Below are 25,523 nucleotides of genomic sequence, written 5' to 3' on the forward strand. Positions count from 1 at the left end.
AACTATGAATAAATTCAGTGTTTTCATTTTACTGGCAACAGTTCTTTTTTCGGGTTGTGTTTCCGAAGAGGAAAATACCCAAATCATTTTTGAAAGGGATTTAAAAAACATTGAACTTTATCTTTCAGAAAATGCGATTCCTTCCGTGAAGGAGTTCAAAGATCCTGCCTCCGGTTTGGTGCTTATTTGGCAAGAAGTTTCTGCCAGTGGTAAACTCCCTGTAGTAGGTGATACTCTTAAAGTGGATTACGTAGGCAAGCTTTCGAACAACAAGGTTTTCGATACTTCCTTGGAATCAGTGGCGAAGGATAATGATCTCTTCAATGCAAACAGAGTTTATGCCCCTTTGGAACTGTTGTTCGGATATGGCCAGGTAATTCCAGGATTTGAGTATGCCTTGTCGAAAATGGAAATGGGAGACAAAGCTACAGTGATCATTCCTTCGATTTACGGTTATGGATCACAACCAGTATCTTCCATTCCCAAAAATTCCATTTTGATTTTCGAAATAGATTTGGTGGGAGTAAACGGGGTTCAAATCCCAGACGATTTATAAATGAGAAAGATTGGTATAATACTGTTTTCAAGTCTGATCTTGATTTTCAGCTTTTCCTGCGAATCAGCGAACCCATTTGGTGGACCGGTTTATGACACGGAAGGGAATCTAAAAATAGACAGTCTCAAAATAGCTGAGTATCTTTTGACTACGCCATATGATAGTCTGTATAGGATCCATGACCCCAGTGGGGTAGTGGTGATTGTACAAGAGGAAGGGACTGGCTCCAGGCCGAGAAACAACAATGTGATTTACACAAATTATGTTGGCAAACTACTCGACGGAACAGTTTTCGATACGAATCTTGAGAATGTTGCCAAAGAAAACGACCTTTTTGTAGAGACCGCAACGTATAACATCTTCCAGTTTCCATTGGGGTCTACTTCTTCGATTCAGGGATTTAGTATTGGTTTTCAACGGATGAGAAGTGGATCAAAGGGAATTATCATTATTCCTTCCCCATACGGTTACAGGAATCAAGAAAACATAAATAGAATCCCACCCAACTCCGTTTTGGTTTTTGAAGTGGATTTTCTGGGAATGGATTAAAAGTTTGAAAAAGGCCGCTCTAAGCGGCCTTTTTTGTTTTGAATGGGATCAATGCAGGTACTTCTTCCTTATATTTTTTGTATTCCTCTCCGAAAAGAGCGGTAAGTTTTTTCTCCTCATAATAGATGCCGAAAGGGAGATAGACCAAAAGAGCCACCAAATGAATCATGGAGGAGAGGGTGGGTAGGTAAAAAAAGTATCCCAAAAAAATCAGAATCAGCCCTGAATAAATGGGATGTCTAACATATTGATGAATTCCTTTTCTTATCAGATCTCCCTTTTTATCGAGATCCTCATGTGGTGCCAGGCCGATAAATTCCATGCTCTGGAAATGCTTGAAAGCTTTAACCAAAATAATGGTTCCCAAACCTGCGGTCAAAAAAGATAAATAGGTCAAACCAGGGGAGGAATTCAGCAGCATTTTGGATTCAAAAAGCCCAGCATAAACAAAAATCGCCAAAAACAGGATGGATGAACTAAAACTGTATATTAAACGGTACCATTTATAGGCACTTCCCATCTTTCCTTGCAATTTTCTTTTTATATTCAAACTCGCAAGCAGACTGTGTAAGAAATAGAATAGGGCCCAAAGGACAACCAAAATCAAGTGTGACATGACATCTTCTTATTATGAAATATTTTTATTCTCTGTCAAAAGTAGAGATTACTTTTCGGAAAAGCGTATTTGCCATTTTGGTGAAATAAATGAAAACAAACCAACTTCAATGCATAACGCTTTCACCTTCTTAATATCGACACAATGAAGATCGGCATAATTAAAGAGGGAAAGGTGCCTCCGGATAGAAGGGTTCCTTTTACCCCGAAACAATTGTTCAAATTAAAGGAAAACTACGGGGCAGAATTGGAGTTTTTGGTCCAATCCAGTGAAATCAGGTGTTTTCAGGATGAGGAATACAGGCAAGTTGGGATTGAAGTAGTGGATGATATTGGAAGTTGTGATGTCTTGATGGGCATTAAGGAAGTCCCCATCGACCAGCTGATCCCCAACAAGACCTATTTTTTCTTTTCCCATACTTTTAAAAAACAGCCCTACAACCGGAAGCTACTGAAGGCGATTTTGGAGAAGAATATCGAGTTGATAGACTATGAAGTGGTCAAAAATGACCAGGGGGAAAGACTTGTGGCGTTTGGTAGATGGGCTGGAATTGTGGGCGCATACAATGGTTTTTGGGCCTATGGAAAAAAATCCGGACTCTATGCGCTAAAACGGGCGATGGCATGCCATGATCGTCTAGAGCTGAATGAGGAGCTCCAAAAGATCCAGCTTCCACCAATTAAAATCGTCGTAACAGGAAAGGGACGGGTTGGCAAAGGAGTTCGTGAAGTTTTGGATGCCATCAAAATCAAAGAGGTTTCTCCCCATGACTTGGTTCATCATTATTATGACGAACCGGTTTTTGCCTTGCTGTCATCGAGTGACTACAACAGGAGAAAGACTGATGGAGGATACGACAAGAATGAATTTTATACCTATCCCGAAAAATATGAGAGTCATTTTCTCAAGTTTGCGGAGGTGAGTGACATCTTGATCGGTGCAGCTTTTTGGGATTATCGGGCACCACGCCTGTTTGAACTGGAGGATATCAGGTCGGATGATTTTAATATTTCTGTGATTGCGGACATCACCTGTGACATCGATGGTTCCATTCCAACGACCCTAAAGGCCAGTACGCCGTTGGATCCTGTTTATGATATTGATAGGCAGACATTACAAGCGATGCCCGCATTTGGGAAACAAAACAGTATCTCCGTGATGGCGATTGACAACCTTCCCTCAGAACTGCCGAGAGACGCCTCGGAAGATTTTGGTGACCAATTGACCCAATATGTAATCCCTGAGCTGCTGAAGGAAACATCAACCGTCTTGGATAGGGCCACTGTCACAAAAGAAGGCGATCTCACTGTAGAATTTATTTATTTGCGAGATTTCGTGAATGATGCACCACAAGATTTTTAGAAACATGAAAAACATTCAAAGATATATCGAACAGACTGTGCTCAAACCCACTGCTGTGGATCTTGATATTGAGAGGTTGGTCTCTGAAGCCAAGCAATATCATTTTTTAGGGATATGTGTCCCGCCATTTTGGGTGAAAAAAGCAAAAAGGGAGATTGGTGACGAAGCCATCCAGTTGGTGACCGTGGTTGGGTTCCCCTTGGGCTATAACACGACTGAAACAAAAATTTTCGAAACCGAGCAAGCCATTAAAAATGGGGCTGACGAAATAGATGTCGTATGGTCCATCACTGCGTTTAAATCAGGAATGAATTGGCCTAAGATTGAGTTGGCAAAAGTCTCCTCATTGTGTCATGCACAAGAGCGGATATTGAAGGTAATCATTGAAACATCCTATCTGAGTGATGCCGAGATTCTTCAAGCTTGTGAAATCTGTGTCGATGCAGGCGTGGATTATGTGAAAACTTCCACAGGTTTTGCACCAGAAGGTGCAAAACTGAGACATATTGAGCTGATGAGGGAATATTTACCGAGTACAGTTGGGATTAAGGCAAGTGGTGGAATTAAGAATCTTTCCCAAGCTGTGGAATTGATAAAAGCAGGTGCTGACAGAATTGGCACGAGTTCAGGTGTGGAAATATGCAAGGAGCTCGGAGGGATATGAAATTTATTTTTCTAAAATAATCTCTTTTTTGGGTGTTTCGACCGCTTTTATGCTGGAATCTTTGATTTCGTAGTTGTTGAAATAAATCAACAAAAAAGGGATGATAAAGAAACACAACAGGATATAAGCAAAACCCACGAGACGGGATTTTACCGTTTCCCTTCCCAGGAATGTGGCGATCCTGACGGGAATATTCCTTATTCCCGGAAAGGGAAGAAAAATCATTGCGCCAATAAAATTAAACAAGAAATGGACGATCGCGATGCTTATCGCGGCTTCGGTTTTGTAGAGTGCGGCTATTGCCGCAGTGACTGTGGTCCCAATATTGGCTCCAATGATGAAAGGAAATACTTTCACCAATGATACTTTTCGATTGACTACCGCTGGTACAACCAATGAAGTCGTGACCGTACTGGATTGGACGGCTGCGGTGAAAAAAACGCCATACAGAAAAGCCACCAAAGGAGATTTGAAGATATGCTTGCTTACTTTTTTGAAGTTATTGGAAACAAAGGATTTGAATACGGTAGTCGAAAGAAATTTGATCGCCAAGAAAACCAAAGCCACACTTAGGATCAATCCCAGCAAGGGATAATATAGGATGTCAAGCAGCCACAGGGTCAATGGTCGGGTAAATAGAACGTTATAGGTATAATCCACCTCGGATCCACTATCGACATTAAAGAATGTGTTGGTCAAAAACTGGGCGGTTTTGCTTAAAAATCCGAAATAGAATTCCAAAGGAAGAAAAATGATTACGGTGATGATATTGAATATGTCGTGGACAATTCCAGCCGAAAAAGCTTTTTTAAAATTTCTGATATCCATGATATAAGAAAATGAAACCAGGGTACTGGTGATGGTGGTTCCAATGTTCGCACCCATTATCAAGGGAACGGCCTGTACAAGGGAGAGATTTCCAGAGGCGACTACTGCGACGATCATGGCAGTAATTGTAGAGCTACTCTGAAGCAGGGCAGTCATCAGCAAACCCACAAAAAGCCCGATGAAAGGATTGTTTGTCGCTTGGAAGAGCTCCATGGCGACCTCATTGTTGAGTCGGGTGGCAGAAACCGTGAGAAGATCAATCGAAAACATGAAAAGCGCCAATGCAACGAGCATTTGCAAAAAAATATAAAACGTAGGTGTGGGCGAAGAGACTTCTCTTATTTCGGTCATTTATATAAAAACCCCTGGAGAGGGGTCCAGAATCTGATTTATTGGTGTACAAAGTAAGGACACAATTGTCACAAAGTGCCTGATTCAAGATGAAGATTTTGTTAATAATATCTTTGAAAAAACGAGAGAATTGGAAGTACTAATCATATAAAATTTTTTGATTTCTTCTTTTTTCTTTATTTTCTTTTGTTTATTTCCCTTAGGAGTGTCTCTTTGGGGAATATAGTGATGTTAAGAAATGGTCTTATAGGCTTAACAATTTCTTAATATACAAGCCCGATTATCTTCTTTAAATTTGCACCACGTTTAAAATACCTTTTATTCACCTCACATGGTAAAACTTAAAGATCAAAATATCAATCAGGATGCTCTTTCAAAAGCAGCCTATTCACTTTTTGATTTCTCGAAAAAAGAAAGGCCTTTTTTAATTATTATCTGTGTTTTGGTTTCCATTGCCGGGATGATAACTCCCTACACCTATGCTGCGATGTGGTTTGGGTTTGCATTGGCGGCCTACTCTGCCATTGCCAATGACAGTATCCAGACAATTGGTACTTTTATCGGCTCCAATCAAACCACCAAATGGTATTGGTTGTGGTTGTTTATGGGCCTGATTTTCGTGGGCACAGTCACTTACAGCTGGATTGTGTTCAATGGCGATGTAAGTTATGAGCGGCTTCAGGTGCCGGGTCTTGACATTGCGCCTACGAATTTTGTGTTTTTACAATTAGCAGCTCCTATCGTTCTGTTGATCATGACCCGATTGAGAATGCCGGTTTCCACCACATTTCTCTTGCTTAATGTGTTTACCTACAAGGCCGGAACGATCGTGGGTGTAATGCAAAAAAGTTTTCTGGGTTACCTTTTGGCTTTTTTTATTGCCATCGTGGTTTGGTTTGCCCTTGAAAAATTTGTGAAGACCTATTTAAAAGGAGAGGCAAAGCCTTATTGGTATGTTTTGCAGTGGATCACTTCAGGTACACTCTGGGCAGTTTGGATCATGCAAGATGCTGCCAACATCGCCGTTTTCCTTCCAAGACAGTTGAATTTGTGGGAGTTTGTTGCCTATGCAGGCTTTGTTTTTGGAGGATTGGGTTTTCTTTTTTATCTAAAAGGGGATAAAATTCAGGGTATTGTCAACGAAAAGACAAATGTGACAGACGTAAGAGCGGCGACCATTGTTGATTTTGTGTATGCCATCATCTTGTTTTATTTTAAAATTGCAAGCAACATACCCATGAGTACTACTTGGGTTTTCATTGGACTTCTTGGGGGAAGGGAATTGGCCATTGCCTTGGCAAAATCCAGAAAACTAAAGAAAAGAAAAGCAAGACTGGTGAGGGCTTACCGACTGGCAAGAAAAGATGTCATAAAAGCTGGAATAGGCTTATTGGTTTCATTGGTCCTTGCCTTGATCATCAATGAAGGGGTGAGAAAAGAGGTGTTTGATCTAGTCGCCAATATATTTTGACAATTTAAAATAGGCACAAACCCTTCTATGGTTTGTGCCTTATTTTTTTAGAGCTAAATTTACTCGGAATCGATATTAAATGGAGCTTTACACTGACGCGTATTACATGAATGAGGCCTTCAAAATGGCCAAAATTGCCTTCGAGGAAGGAGAAATTCCAGTAGGGGCAGTGGTTGTCTGCAGGAAAAAAATCATTGCTAGGGCTTACAACCAAACGGAAAAATTGACGGACGTCACCGCGCACGCAGAGATGCTCGCCATCACAGCCGCCGCCAATGCTTTGGGCTCAAAATACCTTCCAGAATGCGCTTTGTATATTACCCTGGAACCTTGCGTCATGTGTGCAGGAGCTTGTTTTTGGTCCCAGTTGGGCGAAATCCACTATGGAGCATCAGATCCCAGAAGAGGGTTTTCCCAAATATCCCAATATTTGCTCCATCCCAAAACCAAGCTTTCTTCAGGTTTAATGGCCGAAGAGTCCAAACAACTGTTGGATGATTTTTTCAAAAAATTAAGAAATTGACCCCTTTTTTGAGAGAATAGAACCATTCCCCAATCAATTTGGTTAGTTAAAAGTAAATCGAAACGAATAATTATTTTATCATAAACTATAAAACTTTATAAAATATGGCTTTTGAACTTCCAAAATTACCCTATGATTTTAATGCGCTTGAACCGCATATTGATGCCAGAACTATGGAAATCCACCATGGTAAACACCACAATGCTTATGTGACCAATCTCAACAAAGCGATAGAAGGTACAGATTTAGCAGACAAGAGTCTTGAAGAGCTAATGAAGGTTGCCGGAGCCAATACACCGGTAAGAAACAATGGCGGCGGACATTACAACCACAGCCTTTTCTGGACAATTTTGTCACCCAAAGGTGGTGGATTGCCTTCAGGAGATTTGGCGAAAGCCATCGATGCAAAATTCGGTTCTTTTGATGCTTTCAAAGAAGAATTCAACAAAGCGGCTACTACTCGATTCGGATCAGGTTGGGCATGGCTTGGCTTAGATGAGAGCAATGAACTTTTTGTTTCCTCTACCCCAAATCAGGACAATCCTTTGATGGATGTGGCTGAGAAAAAAGGCACTCCAATTTTGGGACTTGATGTCTGGGAGCATGCGTATTACCTGCACTACCAAAACAGAAGACCTGATTATATTTCTTCTTTCTGGAATCTTGTTGATTGGGATGCAGTGAGCAAAAGATTTACCGCTGCGAAATAATTAATTTTCGATGCAAGAGTGATTTAGCCTTGGGGATTTCAAAATCCCCAAGGTTTTTTTTGTACCCATATCGAACGGAAGAAGTGTACGGTATTGGGACACATAAAATTTGGGAGTGTTTTATAAATGACTGAATAATAGATATTTACGCCTTATAAAAATTGTTGGCATTTGTTTTTCATAGTGGCTGATACAGCATTATGAAAAACATTCAAAAAACAACAACAATGAAACTCTCCACTCAAATTTTTACAGCTTTTTTCTTCTTTTTACTAGGAATGAGCAATCTCGCCGCCAAAGAAGTCATGCAGATCCGTGGCCAAATTAAAGATCAAAATGGGGCAGGTCTTCCATTTGCCAATGTAGCATTATTGGAATCCGTAAACGGTGCCATGATCACGGGGACGGTTTCAGATGATAATGGACAGTTTAAAATTGAATCCGTTAAATCCGGAAAGGCACAATTGGTTATTTCCTCCATTGGTTTTGAAACCTACAAATCAGAGGAATTTGAAATTAAGCCAGGTGCCATGAAGGATTTTGGCGCCATCACCCTTCAGGAAGAAATGGCGGCTTTAGGAGAAGTAACCGTGAAGGCTACCCGGCCGGAAGTGATCATCGAGGCTGACAAAACAACCATTAACGTAGAGGGAACGGTCATGGCCGAAGGCAATACAGCTTTGGACGTCATCGGAAGGTCCCCTGGAGTCTACGTGGACCAAGATGGAAAGATCAACTTAAATGGCCGTTCAGGGGTTACTGTCATGATCAATGACCGACAGACTTACATGAGCGCAGATGACTTGGCCAATTTCCTGAGAGCCATGCCCGCCGACAACATCAAAAGTATCGAGATTATCAACAACCCCACTTCAAGGTTTGATGCAGAAGGTGCTGCGGGTGTGATCAACATCAAGTTGAAGAAAAACAATATGGATGGGGTTTTTGGAAATGTCCAGGCTGGCGGTCAATACAACGGCCAATATGCACCCTTCGGTGGCGTTACCTTGAACGTCAAAAAAGGAAAGTGGACAAACAATGCCAGCTTGAATTACAACGAATATGCTGTCTACAACGATCTTGAAATCAACCGCAATTTCCAATTGGAAGAGGGCGTTTCCCGATTCGAACAGATCGGTAGGATTACAACCCGTAACAAAAACTTGTTTTTCAATGGAGGTTCAGATTATGAAATCAACAAAAACCATAGTGTTGGCATAAATCTCCAAGCTTCGAAATCGGAAAGCAGTGATAACAATAACTCCAGCACCCTAGTTGACAATCCGGGTACATCGGACAGGGACAACATTTTTTCCTTCAATGAAAGCATTGGAAACCGAGACAGAATCTTTGGTAACCTTCACTATTTGGGCCTTTTGGATACTTTGGGTACCAAGTTGACCGCTGACATTGATTACACCAAAATGTGGGCGAAAGGAAATTCTCTGCTCAACAATAGCTACTGGGTAAATGACCAAGAGGACCAAGCCACACGGGATAGGATTTTGAATCTCAACGAAATGGATTACAATATTTTTACTGCCAAAGTGGATTTTACAAAACCCTTTGGAAAAGGAAGAGTTTTGGAGACCGGTTTAAAAGGTAGCTGGGTAAAATCCGACAATGATCTGGACTTGAGCAGATCCATTGAAGAACAACCCTTTATGTCAGATCCCAACAGCAATCAGTTTATTTACGAGGAAAATGTCCTTGCTGCTTATGCTTCTTACAAAAGTAAATTTTCCGACAAAGTGAGTTTTCAAGGAGGATTGAGAGCGGAATATTCTGACATCACCGGCACATCGGTGACCTTGAATCAGGTCAACAAACAAGAATACCTGAATTTGTTCCCAAGTGTTTTTATCCAGCATCAGGTCAGTAAAAACTATCAGATCATCTACAATGCAAACAGAAGGATTACCAGACCAAACTATCGCCTGCTGAACCCCTTCGTTTACTACATCGATCCATTGACAACGGAAGAGGGAAATCCCAATCTAAAACCACAATATGCACACAACCTGGAAATGAACCATGTGATCAAGGGGTCCTACCAATTTTCATTGGGTTATTCCCAAACAAATGATGCCTTCCAGCAGATATTTGAGCAAGACGAGGAATCCAGGACGACCACCACTTACACCACCAATTTGGACAAGTCACAAAACATAAACTTCAAGGCCATGATTCCAGTGGAGATCAGGCCATGGTGGACCACAAGTAATATGCTTCAGGTAAATTACAACAAATGGAATTCGATGATCGGAGAGGCCTTGCTGGATGTAGAACAAACTTCTTATATGTTGAGATCACAGCATAACATTACGCTGCCGGAAGGATTCAAGCTGGAAGTAGTGGGAATGTATCTTGGACCACAGCTTTATGGACAAGCAATGTTGAAAAGCTTTGGCTGGGTGGATGCCGGTGTGACGAAATCCTTCAAAAAAGACAAACTGACACTGACTGTAAACGGAACGGATTTGTTTCGTACCCAAGTGATCCGTGCAAATGTCCAGTTTGACAAGATTGATACCAGTTTCAGACAGTACAGAAGCAATCAGGGAGTAAGGCTTACCCTAAGGTATAAATTTGCCCAAGGGGAAAGTTTCAGGATTTCCAACAGAAGCGGAAGTACCGAAGAGCGAAACAGGTTGGACTAATGAAAATTATCCACAGCCCTATTTGATAAATTGGGCGTGAAAAAAAACGAACCCGAATGCCTGAAATACAGCGTATTCGGGTTCGCTAATTTTACCGGAATATGGATTTTTCCCTCCAAAAAAGACCGGGTTTCACCCGTGTTTTTTCAAAATCAAAATAGCGTCCATCCCAAAACCCCATTGTAATCCCAACTCTTTTTCGGCTGGGAAAAGCAACAAAAATGGTTTGTTGCAATATTGAAAAAGAGGGAATCAAAAAACGGATAAATGGTCTATTCCTGGGTTTTAAAGTGGTATAGGAAGATCAATACACCTGTAAATGCAGGTTTTTTTTGACCTTTGATTTCCAGTTTCACATTGACTTCTGCCTTGATCGTTCCTCGAAGGTTCGCGATGTTTTTCAAGGAAGCATTGAGTCTTACCTCGCTGTTCACCAATACAGCTTGCGCAAAACGGAGGTTTTCGATGCCATAATTGACCATCATTTTCAGGTTTTCCACTTTAACGATCTGCTCCCAAAGATAGGGAACGATGGAAAGTGTGAGGTATCCATGTGCGATGGTATCCCCAAATGTCCCTTCCTTTTTGGCCCGTTCTGGGTCTGTATGGATCCATTGATGGTCAAGCGTGGCCGTACCAAAGAGGTTGATTTGTTCCTGGGTGATTTTATGGTATTGGGATTCCCCCAGGGTTTTTCCAGCGTATTGTTCGAAGTCCTCAAAACTTCCAATGATGATTTGACTCATAATATTATCCGATTTAAAAAAATAAAGGTATCAAATAATTCTATTGGATTAAAGCCATTTGCCCAAGAAGGAAGCAACAGCAGAAAATTCTGTGTGAAAATGAAAATACTGGTGTCCTACTTAAGCACAATTAATTTATTGAAAAAATCTTTTTTAATACAACTATGTATGTAAATTTAGTACTGCATAATAGGATCTATGGCAAGGTTTTCGATTTTTTTAATTGTACTGGAATTGCTTTTTTTCACCCCAATAATGGCCTTCCAATCGGAGACAATTCCTGTTTATTCCAAATTGGAACAAAAGCAGACCATTCAATTGAACCCGGATTTTTCAGTCACCACCAAACAGTTTCAGTCCATCCACATCTTGGAGCCAAAAGGACTTCAACATGCCAACATCAATATCTATTATGATAAATTCAATAAAATTGAAAATTTTGAAGCCCTTCTGATTGATCCGGTTTCTGGAAAAACAATCAGGAAAATAAAGCTGAAGGACCTCAGCGACGCTTCACGGGTCAGTGGAAATACGCTTTACCAAGACAGTCGTGTCAAATTTTTCGTGATGAGAGCCCAAAAAACACCCGTGATCTTGGAGGTTTCCCTGGAAGTGACAAACCAGGGAAATTTTTATTTTCCAGATTGGAGGCCGGTTCCGCATTACAATCAAAAAGTCACCGAAACAAGTCTGGAAGTGATTTATCCGGAAGATTTGGGTATCCGGTATAAGACACATCACTTGAATTCAATCCCTGTGTTCTCCGGTGAAGGATCTACCAAATCGATCAAATGGGAAGAGAAAAATCTATCTCCACAGAAAGAAGGAACTGAAGTGGATGATCCTTATCTCGAACTCGCACCCATCAAGTTTTCCATGGAAGGGTATGGTGCATCCATGGATTCGTGGGCAGGATTGGGCAGTTGGATGGGATTGTTAAACAAAAACAAAGATGTTCTTTCTCCTCATTTTAAATCGGAGGTTCATGCTTTGATTCAGGGAGTGGAGGATGATCCATACGAAAAAATCAGCGTGCTCTACCAGTACCTCCAAAAAAACTACCGATATGTCAGCATTCAGTTGGGAATAGGGGGATGGATGTCTGAGAGTGCAGATGAAGTGGTCAAGTCAAAATATGGGGATTGTAAAGCCTTGACCATGCTGATGAAAGCAATGCTCAAGGAAGTGGGAATTCCTTCTCAATATACCTTGGTCAAGGCTGGAAAAGCCGTTGAAAAAATTGACCTTGATTTTCCATCTAATCAATTCAATCATGTGATTCTCAGGGTGCCCCAGGAAGATGCTTCCAAGCCTTTATGGTTAGAATGCACATCAAATACGTTGCCAGCGGGTTATTTGGGGGATTTCACAAGGAATAGGGATGTATTGGTGGTGACGGATGCGGGTGGTTTTATGGACAAAACACCCGCATACGATGATGATAACTTCAACACGATTGTGTCCAGTTATGCCTTGGACTTGAAGGAAAATGGAGATGCCACGCTTAGTGGGTTGAGCAAATTCTATGGGGCTCCTGCTGTCGATTTTATTGACGTTCACAATTATTATGGCGACAGGGAAAAAAAGATTTTTTTGAACGCCAGGTTGGGAGGCAATGGTCTCTTGGTAAATGATTACCAAATGGATATTGGCCAACTGAATGATGTTGCCATCGCTGAGGTCGAGTTCAATGGCATTGTCCAGCGATTTTCCCAAAACACCTCCAAAAGATCGATTATCCCTGTCACTTGGAAAAAAATAGATGAGGAGATGATGGTCAATAATCATTTGATGTTGAAAGAATCCTTTCTGATCCGGACTCCAAATGGTCTGAAACTGGATGAAACAACATCGTCCATAGAGATTGAGGAGGAATATTTCAAATTCAAAGTGCTTGTAAGCGAAGAGAATGGACAGGTTTTCGTCCAAAAGGAGCTTGAAATCCATTTCCCTGAAGAGATGTCGAAGGAATCCAAAAAGGAGGCGATTGATAAAATCAATGTCCAAACCAATAAAAGTTTAATTTTTAAAAAATCAGTATCAATATGAGAGGTGTCATGATCAAATTTTTGCTTCTGCTGTTTTTGTCAATGGGCGTTAGGATTGTTGAAGGACAGGAAATGCGGTTTGGGAAATATTCACAGGCCGAAATCAAGCTGACCGAAGTGGATTTTGAGCCAGAGGCAAATGCTGTCGTATTGGAGGAATTTTCCAGAAACCAATTTATGGGAGGGATCCAGCATACGAATGTTCACCGGAGAATCAAGGTCCTGAAAGAAAGCGGGAAATCAAACGGAGATGTAAAAATCGCCTATTATTTTGGAGATGACGGTGTGGAGATGATCCAAAAATTCAGTGCCCAAATCATGAATATCATAGATGGAAAAGAAGAGGTAATCATGCTTTCCAAAAAAGATTATTTTGAAGTGGATCGGGAAAACGGATGGAAGGAGATTCGATTTACTTTTCCAAATGTAAGAGAAGGGTCCATTATGGAATACGAATACCTTAAAATAGACAAAAACATTACCTTTTTGGATAGTTACCTTTTTCAAAATGAAGTGCCCACGCTCAAATCTGTCTATTTTCTGGAGATTCCCCCCTATCTGACTTATCGAATGCTTCTACAAGGGGATGCAACAATTAAGGCTGAATACCAAACCAGCAAAGCGGGTGTCTACAAATGGACCCTGACCAATCTGAGATCCATTTTTGGAGAACCTTATATGAATCATTATGTGGATTATTTGGAGAAAGTAGAATTTCAATTGGCTGGGTATGCTGTAAGAAACAAAATTGATGGTTATGGAACCAACCCGGGCGGATACAAAGAAATCCTTGGCTCATGGCAGGAGCTGTCCAATACGATAAGGGAGATTCCAGACTTCAATTCATATATGAATCCAAACAATACCATTGAAAACCGGCTTAAAAGTTTCCGGACATCATCGGAATCTGAAAGCGATCGTGCCAAAGAAATTTACAAGTATGTGACAGAAAAATTCAAGTTCAATGGAAAATCCGGTGATATTCCTTCCCAAAATCTAAAAAGCCTGCTTGATATCGGCAGAGGTTCGCGGGCAGAAATCAACCTGAGTCTGTTGGCACATTTGAAAACCAACAATATCGAATCATTTCCAATGTTGATCAGCAGTAAGGGAAACGGTCGGTCCACATTGGTGGAGGCTCCATTTGCCGGTCAATTCAACCAGTTGATCCTGATGGTAAAAGCTGATGGGAAAGAATTCTTTGTTGATGCCACCGATCCCAATATTCCTTTTGGCTACCTTCCTTTGGAAAACCATTCGAGTAGTGGTTTTATCCTTTTGGAAAAAGAAAGTGGATTGCGTCCAATCCAACTGACACACCGTTCTGGCATCAAACAAATGACCAACATCAAAGCAAATGAGCATGGCGAGTTGATTTCGGAGTCCACAATAAGATTTTTGGATTATGAGGCGTTGGCAATGTCAAAAAAAAATGAATCAAGGGGAGAGGACGAATTCAAGAAAGAATTTTTCAACAAAACAGGAGGAGAATATTTGGACTTTGTTATCGAGGATACGGATGAGCCCCGAAAACAATTGGATGCCAAAGTCAAATCCTTGTTGACAACGACAGCATCCGAAACAATTTTTCTGATACCCTTTCAGTATCAAAGATGGACGGATAATCCTTTTCAATCCGAATATCGATCATTTCCTGTCGATTTCAATTATGTGTTTAGCGATAATTATACCACCATAATTGATATTCCAGAAGGATTCGAGTTGGATGATTTCCCGGAAGATGCGGCCATCAATACTCCTGGAGACGCTGTATTCTTTTCTTATAAGATCACCAAATTCGACGGGAAAGTCCAAATTAATGCCACCCTCGACTTGAGGAGAAAAGTCATTGAAGCATCCCATTATCCTGAGCTGAAATATTTTATGGAAATCGTCATCAGTAAATTAAAAGAACCCCTTGTCCTGAAGAAAATCTCCCAGCCATGATCCCAATCGGAAAGCCAATCCTCATTTCTTAATCTGATAAAATTCGACGTACTTTGTCATTCAATTGTAAGCAAAATGACAGCGGAATTTTCCCCTAAATACATCCACGGTTACCAAGAAGAAGAACAGCAAAGACTACGGCATCAGGCTTTGGTGATTGAAAAGCGAATCTATGATTTTATAGACTTCTCCAATTGTCGGAAGCTTTTGGAAATTGGTTCTGGAGTAGGTGCACAGACAGAAATTCTTTTGAAAAGATTTCCATCTTTGCACATTACCGGCGTTGAGTATGAACCTAAACAAATCATAAAGGCGCGTGAAAACATGACTCAATTGGGATTTGGGGACGATCAAGTCATTTTTATCCAGCAAGATGCAAAAAACCTTCAGCTGGAAGACACTTTTGACGGGGCGTTTATTTGTTGGGTATTGGAACATGTGTCAGATCCGATCCAAATATTGGTCAGCATGAAACCATTTTTAAAAGCTGGAGCCAAATTGGTCATTACGGAAGTTTTTAACACCACTTTTTATACCTACCCCGAAAAAAAGGAAATCATGGAGTATTGGAAAATTTACAATGACTACCAATCCAATATTGGAGGAGATCCACAAGTGGGTGCCCGATTGGGTGATTTGCTTTCCCAATCCGGCTATCAGGGGATAGAGTTGAGGTCCGGTGGATTCCACTTGGACAGCAGGGAGTTTGAAGAAAAACGCATCGTGTTTGACTATTGGAAAAATCTAATGGAAAGCGCTTCCCCTGCATTGCTCGAAGAAGGACTGATCGACCATCAGCAATTAAAATCCATGCAAGAGGCGATGGATTCACTCAAAGAAATGAAGGAATCGGTTTTTTATTATAGATTTATCCAGGCAACAGCCTTTGCTTAATTGTAACGATCCGATGACGATATTCAGAAAATCAATACGCATACTGGGGAAGATTATTCTTTGGTTTTTTATTATTACCATCGGTTTGACAATAATATACCGGTTTTTGCCAGTCCCTTTGACACCGCTGATGGCGATCAGGTGGATGGAGCAGGTTTTTGACAAGGAAAAAGAGGTGCGATTTAAAAAAGATTGGGTTTCCATCGACAAGATTTCCAGGCATATGCCACAAGCAGTAGTGGCTGCAGAAGATCAAAAATTCCTGGATCATTTTGGCTTTGATAGGGAAGCAATGGAAAAGGCCTGGGAAGGGAATAAAAAGGGGAAGCGTATCAAGGGCGCAAGCACCATCACACAACAGACGGCCAAAAATGTATTCCTTTGGCCGGGAAGAAATTTAATTAGAAAAGGGCTTGAGGCCTATTTTACAGTATTGATGGAGGTACTCTGGTCTAAGGAAAGGATCATGGAAGTTTACCTGAACGTAATCGAAATGGGAGAAGGGATCTACGGAATCGAAGCTGCCGCGCAAACCTATTACAAGAAACCCGCAGCCAAGTTAAGCCGACAGGAAGCAGCGATGATTGCAGCTGTTTTGCCCAATCCAAGGCGCTGGAGTCCTGCTCGACCCACCCCCTACATTTACGGCAGACAATCCTGGATTCTGAGGCAGATGAACAATATTAATCCAGTAGGTTTCGGGATTTGATCAAAGGAGTTTCAGGACCTCATCGATATATTCGCGGGTATTGGAAAGTCTAGGCACTTTATTCTGTCCACCGAGTTTTCCGCGGGACTTCATCCATTTTTCAAAAACTCCTTCTGCGACGAAATGGATTTTGGGTGCATTGAGCGCAATATCCCGATAGCGCTTGGCGTCATAATCGGAATTGATTTCCCTTAAGGTTTGGTCCAGCAAAAAAGCAAAACGGTCATTGTCTGAGGGCATGGATCTGAATTCTACCACCCATTCATGTGCACCCTTGCTTTTGGAACCATCAAAATAAACCGGAGCGGCGGTGAAATTCGTAATGGTGGCACCGGTAGCCTCCGCAGCAGTCTGAATCGCTTTTTCCGCATTTTCCACGATGACCTCCTCGCCGAAGGCATTGATAAAATGCTTTGTTCTTCCTGTAATTTTGATTCTGTAGGGCTTGATACTCGTGAATTTGACGGTATCCCCGATTTTGTAGCGCCAAAGCCCACCATTGGTGGTGATCACCAAGGCATAATTTTTCCCCAATTCAACGGCTTCTAGGGGGATGACTATCGGGTTTTCATTGTCCCACTCTTCCATTGGGATAAATTCAAAGAATATTCCATAATCCAACATCAACAGTAAATCTTCCGAATCGGGCTGATCCTGTATGGCAAAAAATCCCTCAGACGCATTGTAGGTTTCCATATAACGCATCTTATCTGACGGAATCAATTCCCGGAACAATTTCTTGTAGGGTCCAAAAGCAACCGCGCCATGAAAAAACACCTCGAGGTTTGGCCAAACTTCCAAGATGTTTTTTGCACCCTTGATGTCCATTATTCGCTGAAGCAACACGATTGTCCATGTGGGGACGCCAGAAATACTGACCACATTCTCCTCCATGATTTCCCTGGCCATTTTCTCTATCTTCTCTTCCCATTCGCTCATGAGTGCGGTGTCAAGACTCGGTGTCCTGGCAAATTGAACCCAAAGCGGTAGATTTTCCATGATGATGGCAGAGATGTCTCCCACTTTGGCATTCCCGTTTTTGTCAAATGGATTGTCCCCGAGACTTCCTCCAATGCTTAAACTTTTCCCTGAGAATAATTTGCTGTCGGGATAATTGTTTACGTACAGGGAAAGCATGTCCTTTCCGCCCTTGAAGTGACAGTCTTCAAGGGATTCTTGGGAGACAGGGATATATTTGCTTCGGTTGGCTGTGGTGCCGGAAGATTTTGAAAACCAATTGATCTCTTCGGGCCAGATTACATTTTCAGCCCCCTTCATGGTTCTTTCGATATAAGGGGTCATCTCCTCATAATCGTACAGCGGGACTTGCTTTGCAAAATCAGCATAGCTACGGATTTTAGAAAAACCGTTTTTGATCCCAAACTCTGTTTTTTTTGCCCTATCGATAAGTTCATTGAGTATTTCCCTTTGAACTTCAATCGGATTTTCCTTAAAATTCTCGATTTGACCCATCCGGTTTTTAAAAATCCAGGTCATAAAAGTGTTGACAACTTCCATCAGTTGAAGGTTTTTCGTTTGAGTTCAAAATTTTGGCCCAGATAAACGCGCCTTACCTGTTCGTCTGCCGCGAGTTCTTCTGCTGTTCCAGCCTTCAGGAGTCGACCCTCAAACATGAGGTATGCACGATCTGTGATGGAGAGCGTTTCGTTGACATTGTGGTCGGTGATTAGGATTCCTATGTTTTTTGTTTTGAGTTTTGCCACGATGGTTTGGATTTCTTCCACGGCAATGGGGTCAACACCCGCAAACGGTTCATCCAAAAGGACGAACTTTGGATCCACGGCCAATGCCCGTGCGATTTCCGTCCGCCTTCTTTCTCCACCGGAGAGTACCATTCCAAGATTCTTGCGCACATGGGTGAGGCTGAATTCTTCAAGGAGGCTTTCCACTTTCTCTTTTCTTTCCACTTTATTCATTTTGGTCATTTCCAAAACGGCCATAATATTCTCTTCCACGGAAAGTTTCCTGAAAACGGAGGCTTCCTGTGCAAGGTAGCCGATGCCCAACTGTGCCCGCTTGTACATGGGGAGGGAAGTGATGTTCCTGTCTTCCAAAAAAATCTGCCCTTCATTGGGCTGGATGAGGCCTACGATCATGTAGAAAGTGGTCGTTTTGCCCGCACCGTTTGGACCCAAAAGCCCTACGATCTCACCCTGTCCCACTTCTACGGAGATGTTGTTGACTACCTTTTTTCCTTTATAAATTTTGATCAGGTTTTCGGCCCTTAATTTCATATCAATCGAATTTAATGTCTTTTACGTACAATTGAAGGCTGCTGGTGTTTCTAAAGGTGTTTTCTCGGATATCAAAGGCGATATTAAAACGCATTTTTCCATTCAGCATCTTGAAGTAGGTATCATCCTCATATTTCAATTTGTCTGCCAGACCAAAAGCAATGCAGGTTGGCTGGGTTTGCTGCCCATCCTGTACAATATTGAACCTGAGGTGTTTGTCTTTCAATACCTTCACATTTTCGGCATACACGTCATTTGCACAAAAAATGGGTTCTGGGTTGCCCGGACCAAAGGGAGCCATTTGCTTGAGGATGTTGTAAAATTTATAATTGATCTGGTCCAGGAGGATTTCGTCATCGATTTCCATTACGGGCATCATGTGGATCGTTTCGATTCGTGAACAGACCACCTGCTCGAATTTTTCCTGAAAGGCGACGACATTGTCTACCGAAAGTGTTAAGCCCGCAGCATACTTGTGTCCACCGAATTGCTCCAAAAGATCACTGCATTCGCTGATGGCTTCATAAATGTCAAAGTCATACACAGACCTTGCACTTCCTGTAGCTTTGTTGTTGGATTCCGTCAGGATGATGGTGGGTCTGTAAAATTCCTCTATGCAGCGAGAGGCAACGATACCAATGACGCCTTTGTGCCAATCTTCCTTGAATAAAACCGTGGATTTGAATTGTTTGGTTTCGTCCATTTTGCGGATCATGGACAGGGCTTCTTTGGTGATGTTTTCATCGAAATTCTTTCGCGTAGCATTCACGTCTTCCACCAATGCCGCACGTCGGAGTGCGTCCTCCAAATCCTTGGCAATCAACAATTCCACAGATGCTTTTGCATGTTCAATTCTCCCGGAGGCATTGATTCTGGGACCTATTTTGAAAACAATATCGGAAATTTCGATCTCCTTTTCTATTTTACTAGCAAGAATAAGTGCCCGAATCCCCGGTCTTGGGTTATTGTTGATTCGTTCAAGGCCATAGAAAGTCAGTATTCTGTTTTCGCCAGTGATCGGGACGATATCCGCAGCAATGCTGATCGCCAGAAGATCCAGGAATCCAATAAGCCCTGCAGGGTCCATTCCAGTAAATTCTGAATAAGCCTGAATCAACTTAAAACCTACTCCGCATCCACTGAGTTCTTTGTAGGGATAGGAACAGTCCTTCCTTTTGGGATCCAGGACCGCTATTGCTTTTGGGATTTCTTCTCCGGGTGTATGGTGGTCACAAATAATGAAATCCACCCCGAGTTCAGTGGCGAAAGCCACTTTTTCAATGGCCTTGATCCCACAATCCAAGGCTACGATAAGTTTGAAATTGTTATCGGCAGCAAATTGGATTCCTTTATCCGAGATGCCATATCCTTCTTTGTACCGATCTGGAATATAAAAGCTGACCTGGTCGTAAAACTGTTTCAGGAATCCATAAAACAAGGCGACAGAGGTAGTGCCATCGACATCATAATCTCCATAGACCATGATTTTTTCTTCATTTTCTATTGCGGATTTCAACCTGTTGACGGCTTTGTCCATGTCCTTCATCAGGAATGGGTCATGGAGCTTATCCAAGTCCGGTCTGAAAAAATCCTTGGCCTTTTGAAAAGTGTCCACACCTCTGTTCACCAAAATATTTGCCAATGTTGGGTTTACATTGATTTCACTGCTCAGCGCCTCTACCCTTTCCTCGTTTGCCTTTTTACGGATCTTCCAATTGTACTCCATCGGGCTAAATTACTAAAGTATGCTGCTTATTTCTTAAAAAAGTTTTCAATTGTGATCCTGATCAGGCAATTTCAATTTCCCTACAAAGAAAATCCCCCAAATCCGTCGGAGGATTTGGGGGATTGAAAACCTTTAATAGAGATTTTAGGGCTGTTCTGCCACCAATTTCACGTCCAATTCCACATCATCATAAATGAGTTTGTCCGCGAGATTCTCGAAATAATTTCCAGACCTATACTTGATGTCATATTTGGTGCGGTCAAAAATAATTTTTGCTGTGGCAATGACCTTGTTTCCCACAGTTTCCACCTTTGCAGGGAAGGCCACCGGATGTGTGATTCCCTTGATGGTCAAGTTGCCTTTGATTTCATAATCTTTTCCGTTGCTGGTTTTCGCTTCGGTGATCTTGAAACTTGATTTACCATGATTGGAGACTGAGAAAAAATCATCGGATTTCAGATGGTCGGTCAGTCTTTTGTTGGAGTTGGCATCGCTGATGTCCTCAACCGTGAGGACCGTCATGTCAATTTCAAATGAGCCACCTGTAATCCTGCCATTGGCATAGTCCAAATTGGCATCACTCAAAGGCACTTTTCCGAAATGCTCACCGGTTACTTTCTTGGCTTTCCAGGTAACTGTACTTTCGGATTTATTCACTTTTAAGGTTGCTGGTGTATCCATTTCCATTACCGGAGCAAATGCCACGGCGGATAAGAGCAGAAGTGTTGACAGTAAATGCATAAGGTTTCTAGGATGAAAGGTTAAATGAAATAAGAATAAATTCCTTTTCAGGGAACATTCCCTTAGACAGATTTTGGCAGGGGAAGGTTTAATTCGATTTTGAATTAAACCCCGGATTGTTCAGGTTTTTTTCATGGGTTGTAGAAAATGTTCATTGGACCCTGTTATGCATTGCCTATTATCTTGCAACTTCAACCCCAATAGGAATTGCAATGCAGATTTCGGGTTATCCAGTGTCTTTTTGTTCAAACCTTTTTTGCCTCTTCCCAATAGACATCCATCTCGGCCAAAGACATGTCTTCAATCTTCTTTCCGGCCTCTTTCGCGGCTTTTTCCAGGTATTGAAAACGCTTGATGAATTTTAGGTTGGTCCTCTCCAATGCTTCTTCTGGGTTGATGTCGATGAATCTTGCGTAATTGATCAAGGAAAACAAAAGATCGCCAAACTCTCCCTTTGCCCTGTCCAAGTTGATTTCCTCAGGCTTGGCAGCATTGAATTCTGCTTTGAATTCCTGCATCTCTTCTTCGACTTTCTCCCAAACCTGGTTTTTTTCTTCCCAGTCAAAACCAACCCCACGGGCTTTTTCCTGAATCCGCATTGCTTTGATAATGGCCGGAAGTGATCTGGGCACACCTCCCAAAACCGAAATATTTCCTTTTTCCTTCAGCTTGATTTTCTCCCAGTTTTGTTTTACAGCCTCTTCATCCTCAGCGATGGTATCGGCATAGATGTGGGGATGTCTTCGCACAAGTTTTTCGGAAAGGCTGTCAATGACTGTTCCGATATCAAAAGCCGATTTTTCTGCTCCGATTTTTGCATAAAAGACAATGTGCAAAAGAATATCGCCCAATTCCTTCTTGATCTCCTCGAGATTGTTGTCCAATATGGCATCTGACAATTCGAAGGTTTCTTCGATGGTCAAGTGCCGAAGGCTTTCAATGGTTTGCTTTCTGTCCCAAGGACATTGGTCCCGAAGTTCATCCATAATGGTCAAAAGCTTGTCGAAAGAAGCGAGTTGTGATTTTCTTGAGGATAATTCAGACATATGCATTGAAACTATTCAGAATGTATGGGGGTTTTGAAAGTAATACGTAAATTTGGACAAATAAATTTATTATGGCAACCTTGTATTTAACAATGGGCTTTCTTGCTCTGTTTTTCGTACTTATGTCTGTAAGACTAATCTTTTTGAAGGACGGACAATTTAAAGGCACCTGTGCTTCTCAAAATCCCTTCCTCAACAAAGATGGAGACTCCTGCAGTTATTGCGGAAAAATCGTAGATGCAGACAGCAGCTGCGGCAATCCTGACAATGAGGTGGACAAAGTCATGGCAAAATTTAAATAATATCATCTTTTCTATTCCTGGGAAATCCGGAATTTTTTTAGTTTAACCTTAATTATTTTAAAGTGGCTTTAATCAAATCAATCTCTGGTATCAGAGGAACAATAGGTGGTAAACCAGGAGAAGGTCTTACCCCAGTAGATATTGTCAAATTTGCTTCGGGCTATGGTGCTTGGGTTTTAGAGCATACCCAGAATCCCAAAATCGTGATTGGCCGTGATGCCAGGATTTCCGGGGAGATGGTTTCCAAACTGGTTGCTGCCACATTGCAAGGCTTGGGAATTGATGTTATTGATTTGGGCTTGAGTACCACGCCGACCGTTGAACTGGCTGTTCCTTTGGAAAAAGCGGGCGGAGGAATCATCCTCACAGCCAGCCATAATCCTGTACAATGGAATGCGCTGAAACTGCTGAACGACAAAGGGGAGTTCATCTCCGATGCAGAAGGCAAAGACATTCTCGAAAAGGCAGAAAACGATGATTTCCAATTTGCAGAAGTAAGGAAACTGGGTTCTTATACTCAGATTGATGACTATATTGACAGACATGTGGAGCATGTTCTGAACCTTAGATTGGTCGACAAAGAAGCCATCGCGGCAAGAAAGTTCAAAGTGGTGATCGATTGCGTGAACTCTACCGGAGGAATCGCATTGCCAAAACTGCTCGCTGCTCTTGGAGTGGAGGAAGTGGAAGAAATGTACTGCACTCCTGATGGCAATTTCCCCCACAACCCTGAGCCCCTCCCCGAGAACCTAAGGGATATATCGGAGAAGCTTCGCAAAGGAAAGTATGATTTGGGAATTGTGGTCGATCCGGATGTGGATAGACTCTGTTTTATAAACGAGGATGGCTCATTTTTCGGTGAGGAATACACCTTGGTGGCTGTTGCGGATTATATTTTGTCCCAGGAGCCGGGAAATACGGTTTCCAATCTCAGTTCAACCCGTGCACTTCGGGATGTCACCGAAAAAAGAGGCGGCAATTATGAAGCCGCAGCAGTAGGAGAAGTCAATGTGGTCAACAAAATGAAAGAAGTCAATGCCGTTATCGGTGGAGAGGGAAACGGAGGCGTGATTTATCCTGAATCCCATTATGGAAGGGATGCTTTGGTCGGTATTGGTCTCTTTTTGACCCATTTGGCCAGATTTGGGAAAACCAGTTCCAGACTTAGAGCAACCTATCCCAATTATTACATCTCCAAGAATAAAATCGAGCTTACACCGGATATCGATGTGGACGTCGTCTTGGAACAAATAAAAAATAAATACAAAAAGCAACCCATCAATGATATCGATGGGGTAAAAATCGAATTTGATAAGGAATGGGTGCATTTGAGAAAATCCAATACTGAGCCCATTATCCGGATCTATTCAGAATCGGAGAGCAAGGTTACCGCTGAACATTTAGCACAAAAACTAATACTGGATATCAAGGAAGTGATTACCTTTTCCAAATAGGAAGAAGACGCTACGCGCGCACCCTTCATTCCAAAGGAATGAAGGGTGCGCCTTGAGTGGCAGAAATGGTTTCCTTAAGGAATACAAAGTTTGTTAAAACGTTTTCGGTTTTAGAAATGAAGCTGAGATAGATTGAGAAAATGATGAGAGTATATTTGGACAATGCTGCGACCACAGCGATGGATGACAGGGTGATTGAAGCCATGATTCCTTACATGAAAGAGCATTATGGGAATCCTTCTTCGGTACACAGCCATGGAAGGGAAGTGCGTTCAGCCATAGAACGCTCCCGGAAAAAAGTGGCAGAATTGCTGAATGCATCTCCATCGGAGATTTTTTTTACTTCTGGTGGCACTGAGGCGGACAATACAGCTTTGGTCTGCGGCATAGAAACACACGGAATCCAACATGCCATTACTTCTCCTTTGGAGCATCATGCGGTATTGCACACATTGGAGGCATGTGCCAAAAAAGGGAAAATCAAATTGAGCCTTGTTGATATCAACGAAAAAGGGGAAGTCAATTTGGATCATCTCGAAGATTTGCTCAAAAACAATTCGAAAAGCATGGTCTCCCTCATGCAGGCCAACAATGAAATCGGAAATATCAATGACCTCAACTTGATCGCGAATATCTCGAGGGAATACGATGCGTTTTTTCATTCTGATACGGTACAGACCATGGGGCATTATGTCCACGATTTGAAAAACCTTCCCATTGATGCCTTGGTCGCTGGGGGACATAAATTTCATGGCCCAAAAGGTTCTGGTTTTCTTTATGTCCGAAAGGACAAAAAAATCCATCCTTTCATCTACGGTGGTGCACAAGAGCGAAATATGCGTGGGGGAACAGAGAATGTGATCGGCATTATCGGCATCTCAAAAGCACTGGAACTTGCCTACGAAGACATGGCGGGACATAGAGCACATATTGAAGGATTGAAAAAAAGAATGATCGAATTGCTACAAGCAAATATCCCCGGCGTAGTTTTCAATGGTCTTTCAGGTGATTTGGATAGAAGTCTTTACACCGTACTCAACGTAAGTCTTCCGCCTTCTGAAGAAAATCGAGGGATGTTGCTTTTCAATTTGGATCTCAGTGGGATTTCTGCTTCTGGAGGTTCAGCTTGCAGCAGTGGTGCATCCGTTGGTTCTCACGTTTTAAGGGCCATTCACCACAACCCTGAGCGGGATTCGGTCAGGTTTTCCTTTAGCAGGTTCAATACCATCGCCGAAATCGAATATACCGTCGAAAAATTAAAGGAATTTTATGCCGTGGAGGCATAAACAATTGATAAGTATCTTAAAACACAAAATCCCCAATATTTCGAATATTGGGGATTTTGTGTTTTTTGGAGCATCTGAG

General features: G+C 41.9%; 23 protein-coding genes. 15 read left to right on the forward strand and 8 right to left on the reverse strand.

What is annotated here, in order from left to right; all coding sequences use genetic code 11:
* Nucleotides 1-4 precede the first annotated feature (4 nt).
* Nucleotides 5-556 (forward strand): FKBP-type peptidyl-prolyl cis-trans isomerase, encoded by a 552-nt coding sequence (locus Q7J63_RS09360; protein WP_304885624.1) that lies wholly within the window; start codon nt 5-7, stop codon nt 554-556.
* A complete protein-coding gene (locus Q7J63_RS09365) occupies nt 557-1,105 on the forward strand; it encodes an FKBP-type peptidyl-prolyl cis-trans isomerase (RefSeq protein ID WP_019595859.1) in 549 nt (182 codons plus the stop codon).
* Between the two features lie 19 nt (nt 1,106-1,124).
* On the opposite strand, the gene Q7J63_RS09370 is transcribed toward Q7J63_RS09365, so the two are convergent.
* On the reverse strand, nt 1,125-1,721 hold the full coding sequence (locus Q7J63_RS09370; protein WP_019595858.1) for an isoprenylcysteine carboxylmethyltransferase family protein: 597 nt from the start codon (nt 1,719-1,721) through the stop codon (nt 1,125-1,127).
* 144 nt (nt 1,722-1,865) lie between these two features.
* On the opposite strand from Q7J63_RS09370, the gene Q7J63_RS09375 reads away from it, so the two are divergent.
* Both Q7J63_RS09375 and deoC read left to right on the forward strand, forming a co-directional pair.
* A complete protein-coding gene (locus Q7J63_RS09375; RefSeq protein ID WP_304885626.1) occupies nt 1,866-3,083 on the forward strand; it encodes an NAD(P)-dependent oxidoreductase in 1,218 nt (405 codons plus the stop codon).
* Nucleotides 3,084-3,087: 4 nt separating this feature from the next.
* The gene (deoC, locus tag Q7J63_RS09380; RefSeq protein WP_304885628.1) at nt 3,088-3,747 is read left to right on the forward strand and encodes a deoxyribose-phosphate aldolase; all 660 of its coding nucleotides are present in this window, start codon (nt 3,088-3,090) and stop codon (nt 3,745-3,747) included.
* A gap of 3 nt (nt 3,748-3,750) precedes the next feature.
* Here deoC and Q7J63_RS09385 read toward each other — a convergent pair whose 3' ends face one another.
* Entirely contained in the window at nt 3,751-4,926 is a 1,176-nt protein-coding gene (locus tag Q7J63_RS09385; protein WP_304885630.1) for a Na/Pi symporter, read from the reverse strand.
* Between the two features lie 331 nt (nt 4,927-5,257).
* Here Q7J63_RS09385 and Q7J63_RS09390 point away from each other — a divergent pair, with 331 nt between their 5' ends.
* The 4 genes from Q7J63_RS09390 (at nt 5,258) to Q7J63_RS09405 (ending at nt 10,290) form a co-directional block, all read left to right on the forward strand.
* Nucleotides 5,258-6,397, forward strand: coding sequence for a hypothetical protein (locus tag Q7J63_RS09390; protein WP_019595854.1), 1,140 nt, complete (start codon nt 5,258-5,260; stop codon nt 6,395-6,397).
* Between the two features lie 79 nt (nt 6,398-6,476).
* A complete protein-coding gene (locus Q7J63_RS09395; protein ID WP_304885632.1) occupies nt 6,477-6,920 on the forward strand; it encodes a nucleoside deaminase in 444 nt (147 codons plus the stop codon).
* A 104-nt stretch (nt 6,921-7,024) separates the two neighbouring features.
* On the forward strand, nt 7,025-7,630 hold the full coding sequence (locus tag Q7J63_RS09400) for a superoxide dismutase (protein ID WP_019595852.1): 606 nt from the start codon (nt 7,025-7,027) through the stop codon (nt 7,628-7,630).
* Nucleotides 7,631-7,857: 227 nt separating this feature from the next.
* Nucleotides 7,858-10,290 (forward strand): outer membrane beta-barrel family protein, encoded by a 2,433-nt coding sequence (locus Q7J63_RS09405; RefSeq protein WP_304885634.1) that lies wholly within the window; start codon nt 7,858-7,860, stop codon nt 10,288-10,290.
* A gap of 272 nt (nt 10,291-10,562) precedes the next feature.
* Here Q7J63_RS09405 and Q7J63_RS09410 read toward each other — a convergent pair whose 3' ends face one another.
* Nucleotides 10,563-11,036, reverse strand: coding sequence for a MaoC family dehydratase (locus tag Q7J63_RS09410; protein ID WP_019595849.1), 474 nt, complete (start codon nt 11,034-11,036; stop codon nt 10,563-10,565).
* Between the two features lie 255 nt (nt 11,037-11,291).
* On the opposite strand from Q7J63_RS09410, the gene Q7J63_RS09415 reads away from it, so the two are divergent.
* The 4 genes from Q7J63_RS09415 to mtgA all read left to right on the forward strand — a co-directional run bounded on the left by Q7J63_RS09415 (nt 11,292) and on the right by mtgA (nt 16,634).
* Nucleotides 11,292-13,085, forward strand: coding sequence for a DUF3857 and transglutaminase domain-containing protein (locus Q7J63_RS09415; RefSeq protein WP_304885637.1), 1,794 nt, complete (start codon nt 11,292-11,294; stop codon nt 13,083-13,085).
* An 8-nt stretch (nt 13,086-13,093) separates the two neighbouring features.
* Nucleotides 13,094-15,031, forward strand: a complete 1,938-nt coding sequence (locus tag Q7J63_RS09420) for a DUF3857 domain-containing protein (protein ID WP_304885639.1) — start codon at nt 13,094-13,096, stop codon at nt 15,029-15,031.
* Between the two features lie 75 nt (nt 15,032-15,106).
* Nucleotides 15,107-15,925 carry a class I SAM-dependent methyltransferase gene (locus tag Q7J63_RS09425; RefSeq protein WP_304885641.1) on the forward strand — a complete coding sequence of 273 codons (819 nt, stop codon included), beginning with the start codon at nt 15,107-15,109 and terminating at the stop codon, nt 15,923-15,925.
* A gap of 13 nt (nt 15,926-15,938) precedes the next feature.
* Nucleotides 15,939-16,634: a monofunctional biosynthetic peptidoglycan transglycosylase gene (mtgA, locus tag Q7J63_RS09430; RefSeq protein ID WP_304885643.1), complete on the forward strand. Its 696-nt coding sequence runs from the start codon at nt 15,939-15,941 to the stop codon at nt 16,632-16,634.
* On the opposite strand, the gene Q7J63_RS09435 is transcribed toward mtgA, so the two are convergent.
* The 5 genes from Q7J63_RS09435 to mazG form a co-directional block, all read right to left on the reverse strand.
* Nucleotides 16,635-18,152, reverse strand: coding sequence for a GH3 auxin-responsive promoter family protein (locus Q7J63_RS09435; RefSeq protein WP_304885645.1), 1,518 nt, complete (start codon nt 18,150-18,152; stop codon nt 16,635-16,637). It abuts the gene before it with no gap.
* The gene (lptB, locus tag Q7J63_RS09440; protein ID WP_019595843.1) at nt 18,152-18,889 is read right to left on the reverse strand and encodes an LPS export ABC transporter ATP-binding protein; all 738 of its coding nucleotides are present in this window, start codon (nt 18,887-18,889) and stop codon (nt 18,152-18,154) included. The genes Q7J63_RS09435 and lptB overlap by 1 nt, the downstream gene beginning before the upstream one ends.
* Before the next feature lies 1 nt (nt 18,890).
* Complete coding sequence (recJ, locus tag Q7J63_RS09445) at nt 18,891-20,615, reverse strand: single-stranded-DNA-specific exonuclease RecJ (RefSeq protein WP_304885647.1); 1,725 nt, start codon at nt 20,613-20,615, stop codon at nt 18,891-18,893.
* A gap of 144 nt (nt 20,616-20,759) precedes the next feature.
* Nucleotides 20,760-21,356 (reverse strand): YceI family protein, encoded by a 597-nt coding sequence (locus Q7J63_RS09450; protein ID WP_304885649.1) that lies wholly within the window; start codon nt 21,354-21,356, stop codon nt 20,760-20,762.
* Between the two features lie 245 nt (nt 21,357-21,601).
* Nucleotides 21,602-22,402: a nucleoside triphosphate pyrophosphohydrolase gene (gene mazG / locus Q7J63_RS09455; protein ID WP_019595840.1), complete on the reverse strand. Its 801-nt coding sequence runs from the start codon at nt 22,400-22,402 to the stop codon at nt 21,602-21,604.
* 71 nt (nt 22,403-22,473) lie between these two features.
* Here mazG and Q7J63_RS09460 point away from each other — a divergent pair, with 71 nt between their 5' ends.
* The 3 genes from Q7J63_RS09460 to Q7J63_RS09470 all read left to right on the forward strand — a co-directional run bounded on the left by Q7J63_RS09460 (nt 22,474) and on the right by Q7J63_RS09470 (nt 25,444).
* Entirely contained in the window at nt 22,474-22,704 is a 231-nt protein-coding gene (locus tag Q7J63_RS09460) for a hypothetical protein (protein WP_019595839.1), read from the forward strand.
* Between the two features lie 62 nt (nt 22,705-22,766).
* On the forward strand, nt 22,767-24,158 hold the full coding sequence (gene glmM, locus Q7J63_RS09465; protein WP_304885650.1) for a phosphoglucosamine mutase: 1,392 nt from the start codon (nt 22,767-22,769) through the stop codon (nt 24,156-24,158).
* Between the two features lie 143 nt (nt 24,159-24,301).
* On the forward strand, nt 24,302-25,444 hold the full coding sequence (locus Q7J63_RS09470) for a cysteine desulfurase family protein (RefSeq protein WP_026333397.1): 1,143 nt from the start codon (nt 24,302-24,304) through the stop codon (nt 25,442-25,444).
* Nucleotides 25,445-25,523: the final 79 nt, after the last annotated feature.

Source organism: Rhodonellum sp. (assembly GCF_030656585.1).
Classification (GTDB): Bacteria; Bacteroidota; Bacteroidia; order Cytophagales; family Cyclobacteriaceae; genus Rhodonellum; species Rhodonellum psychrophilum.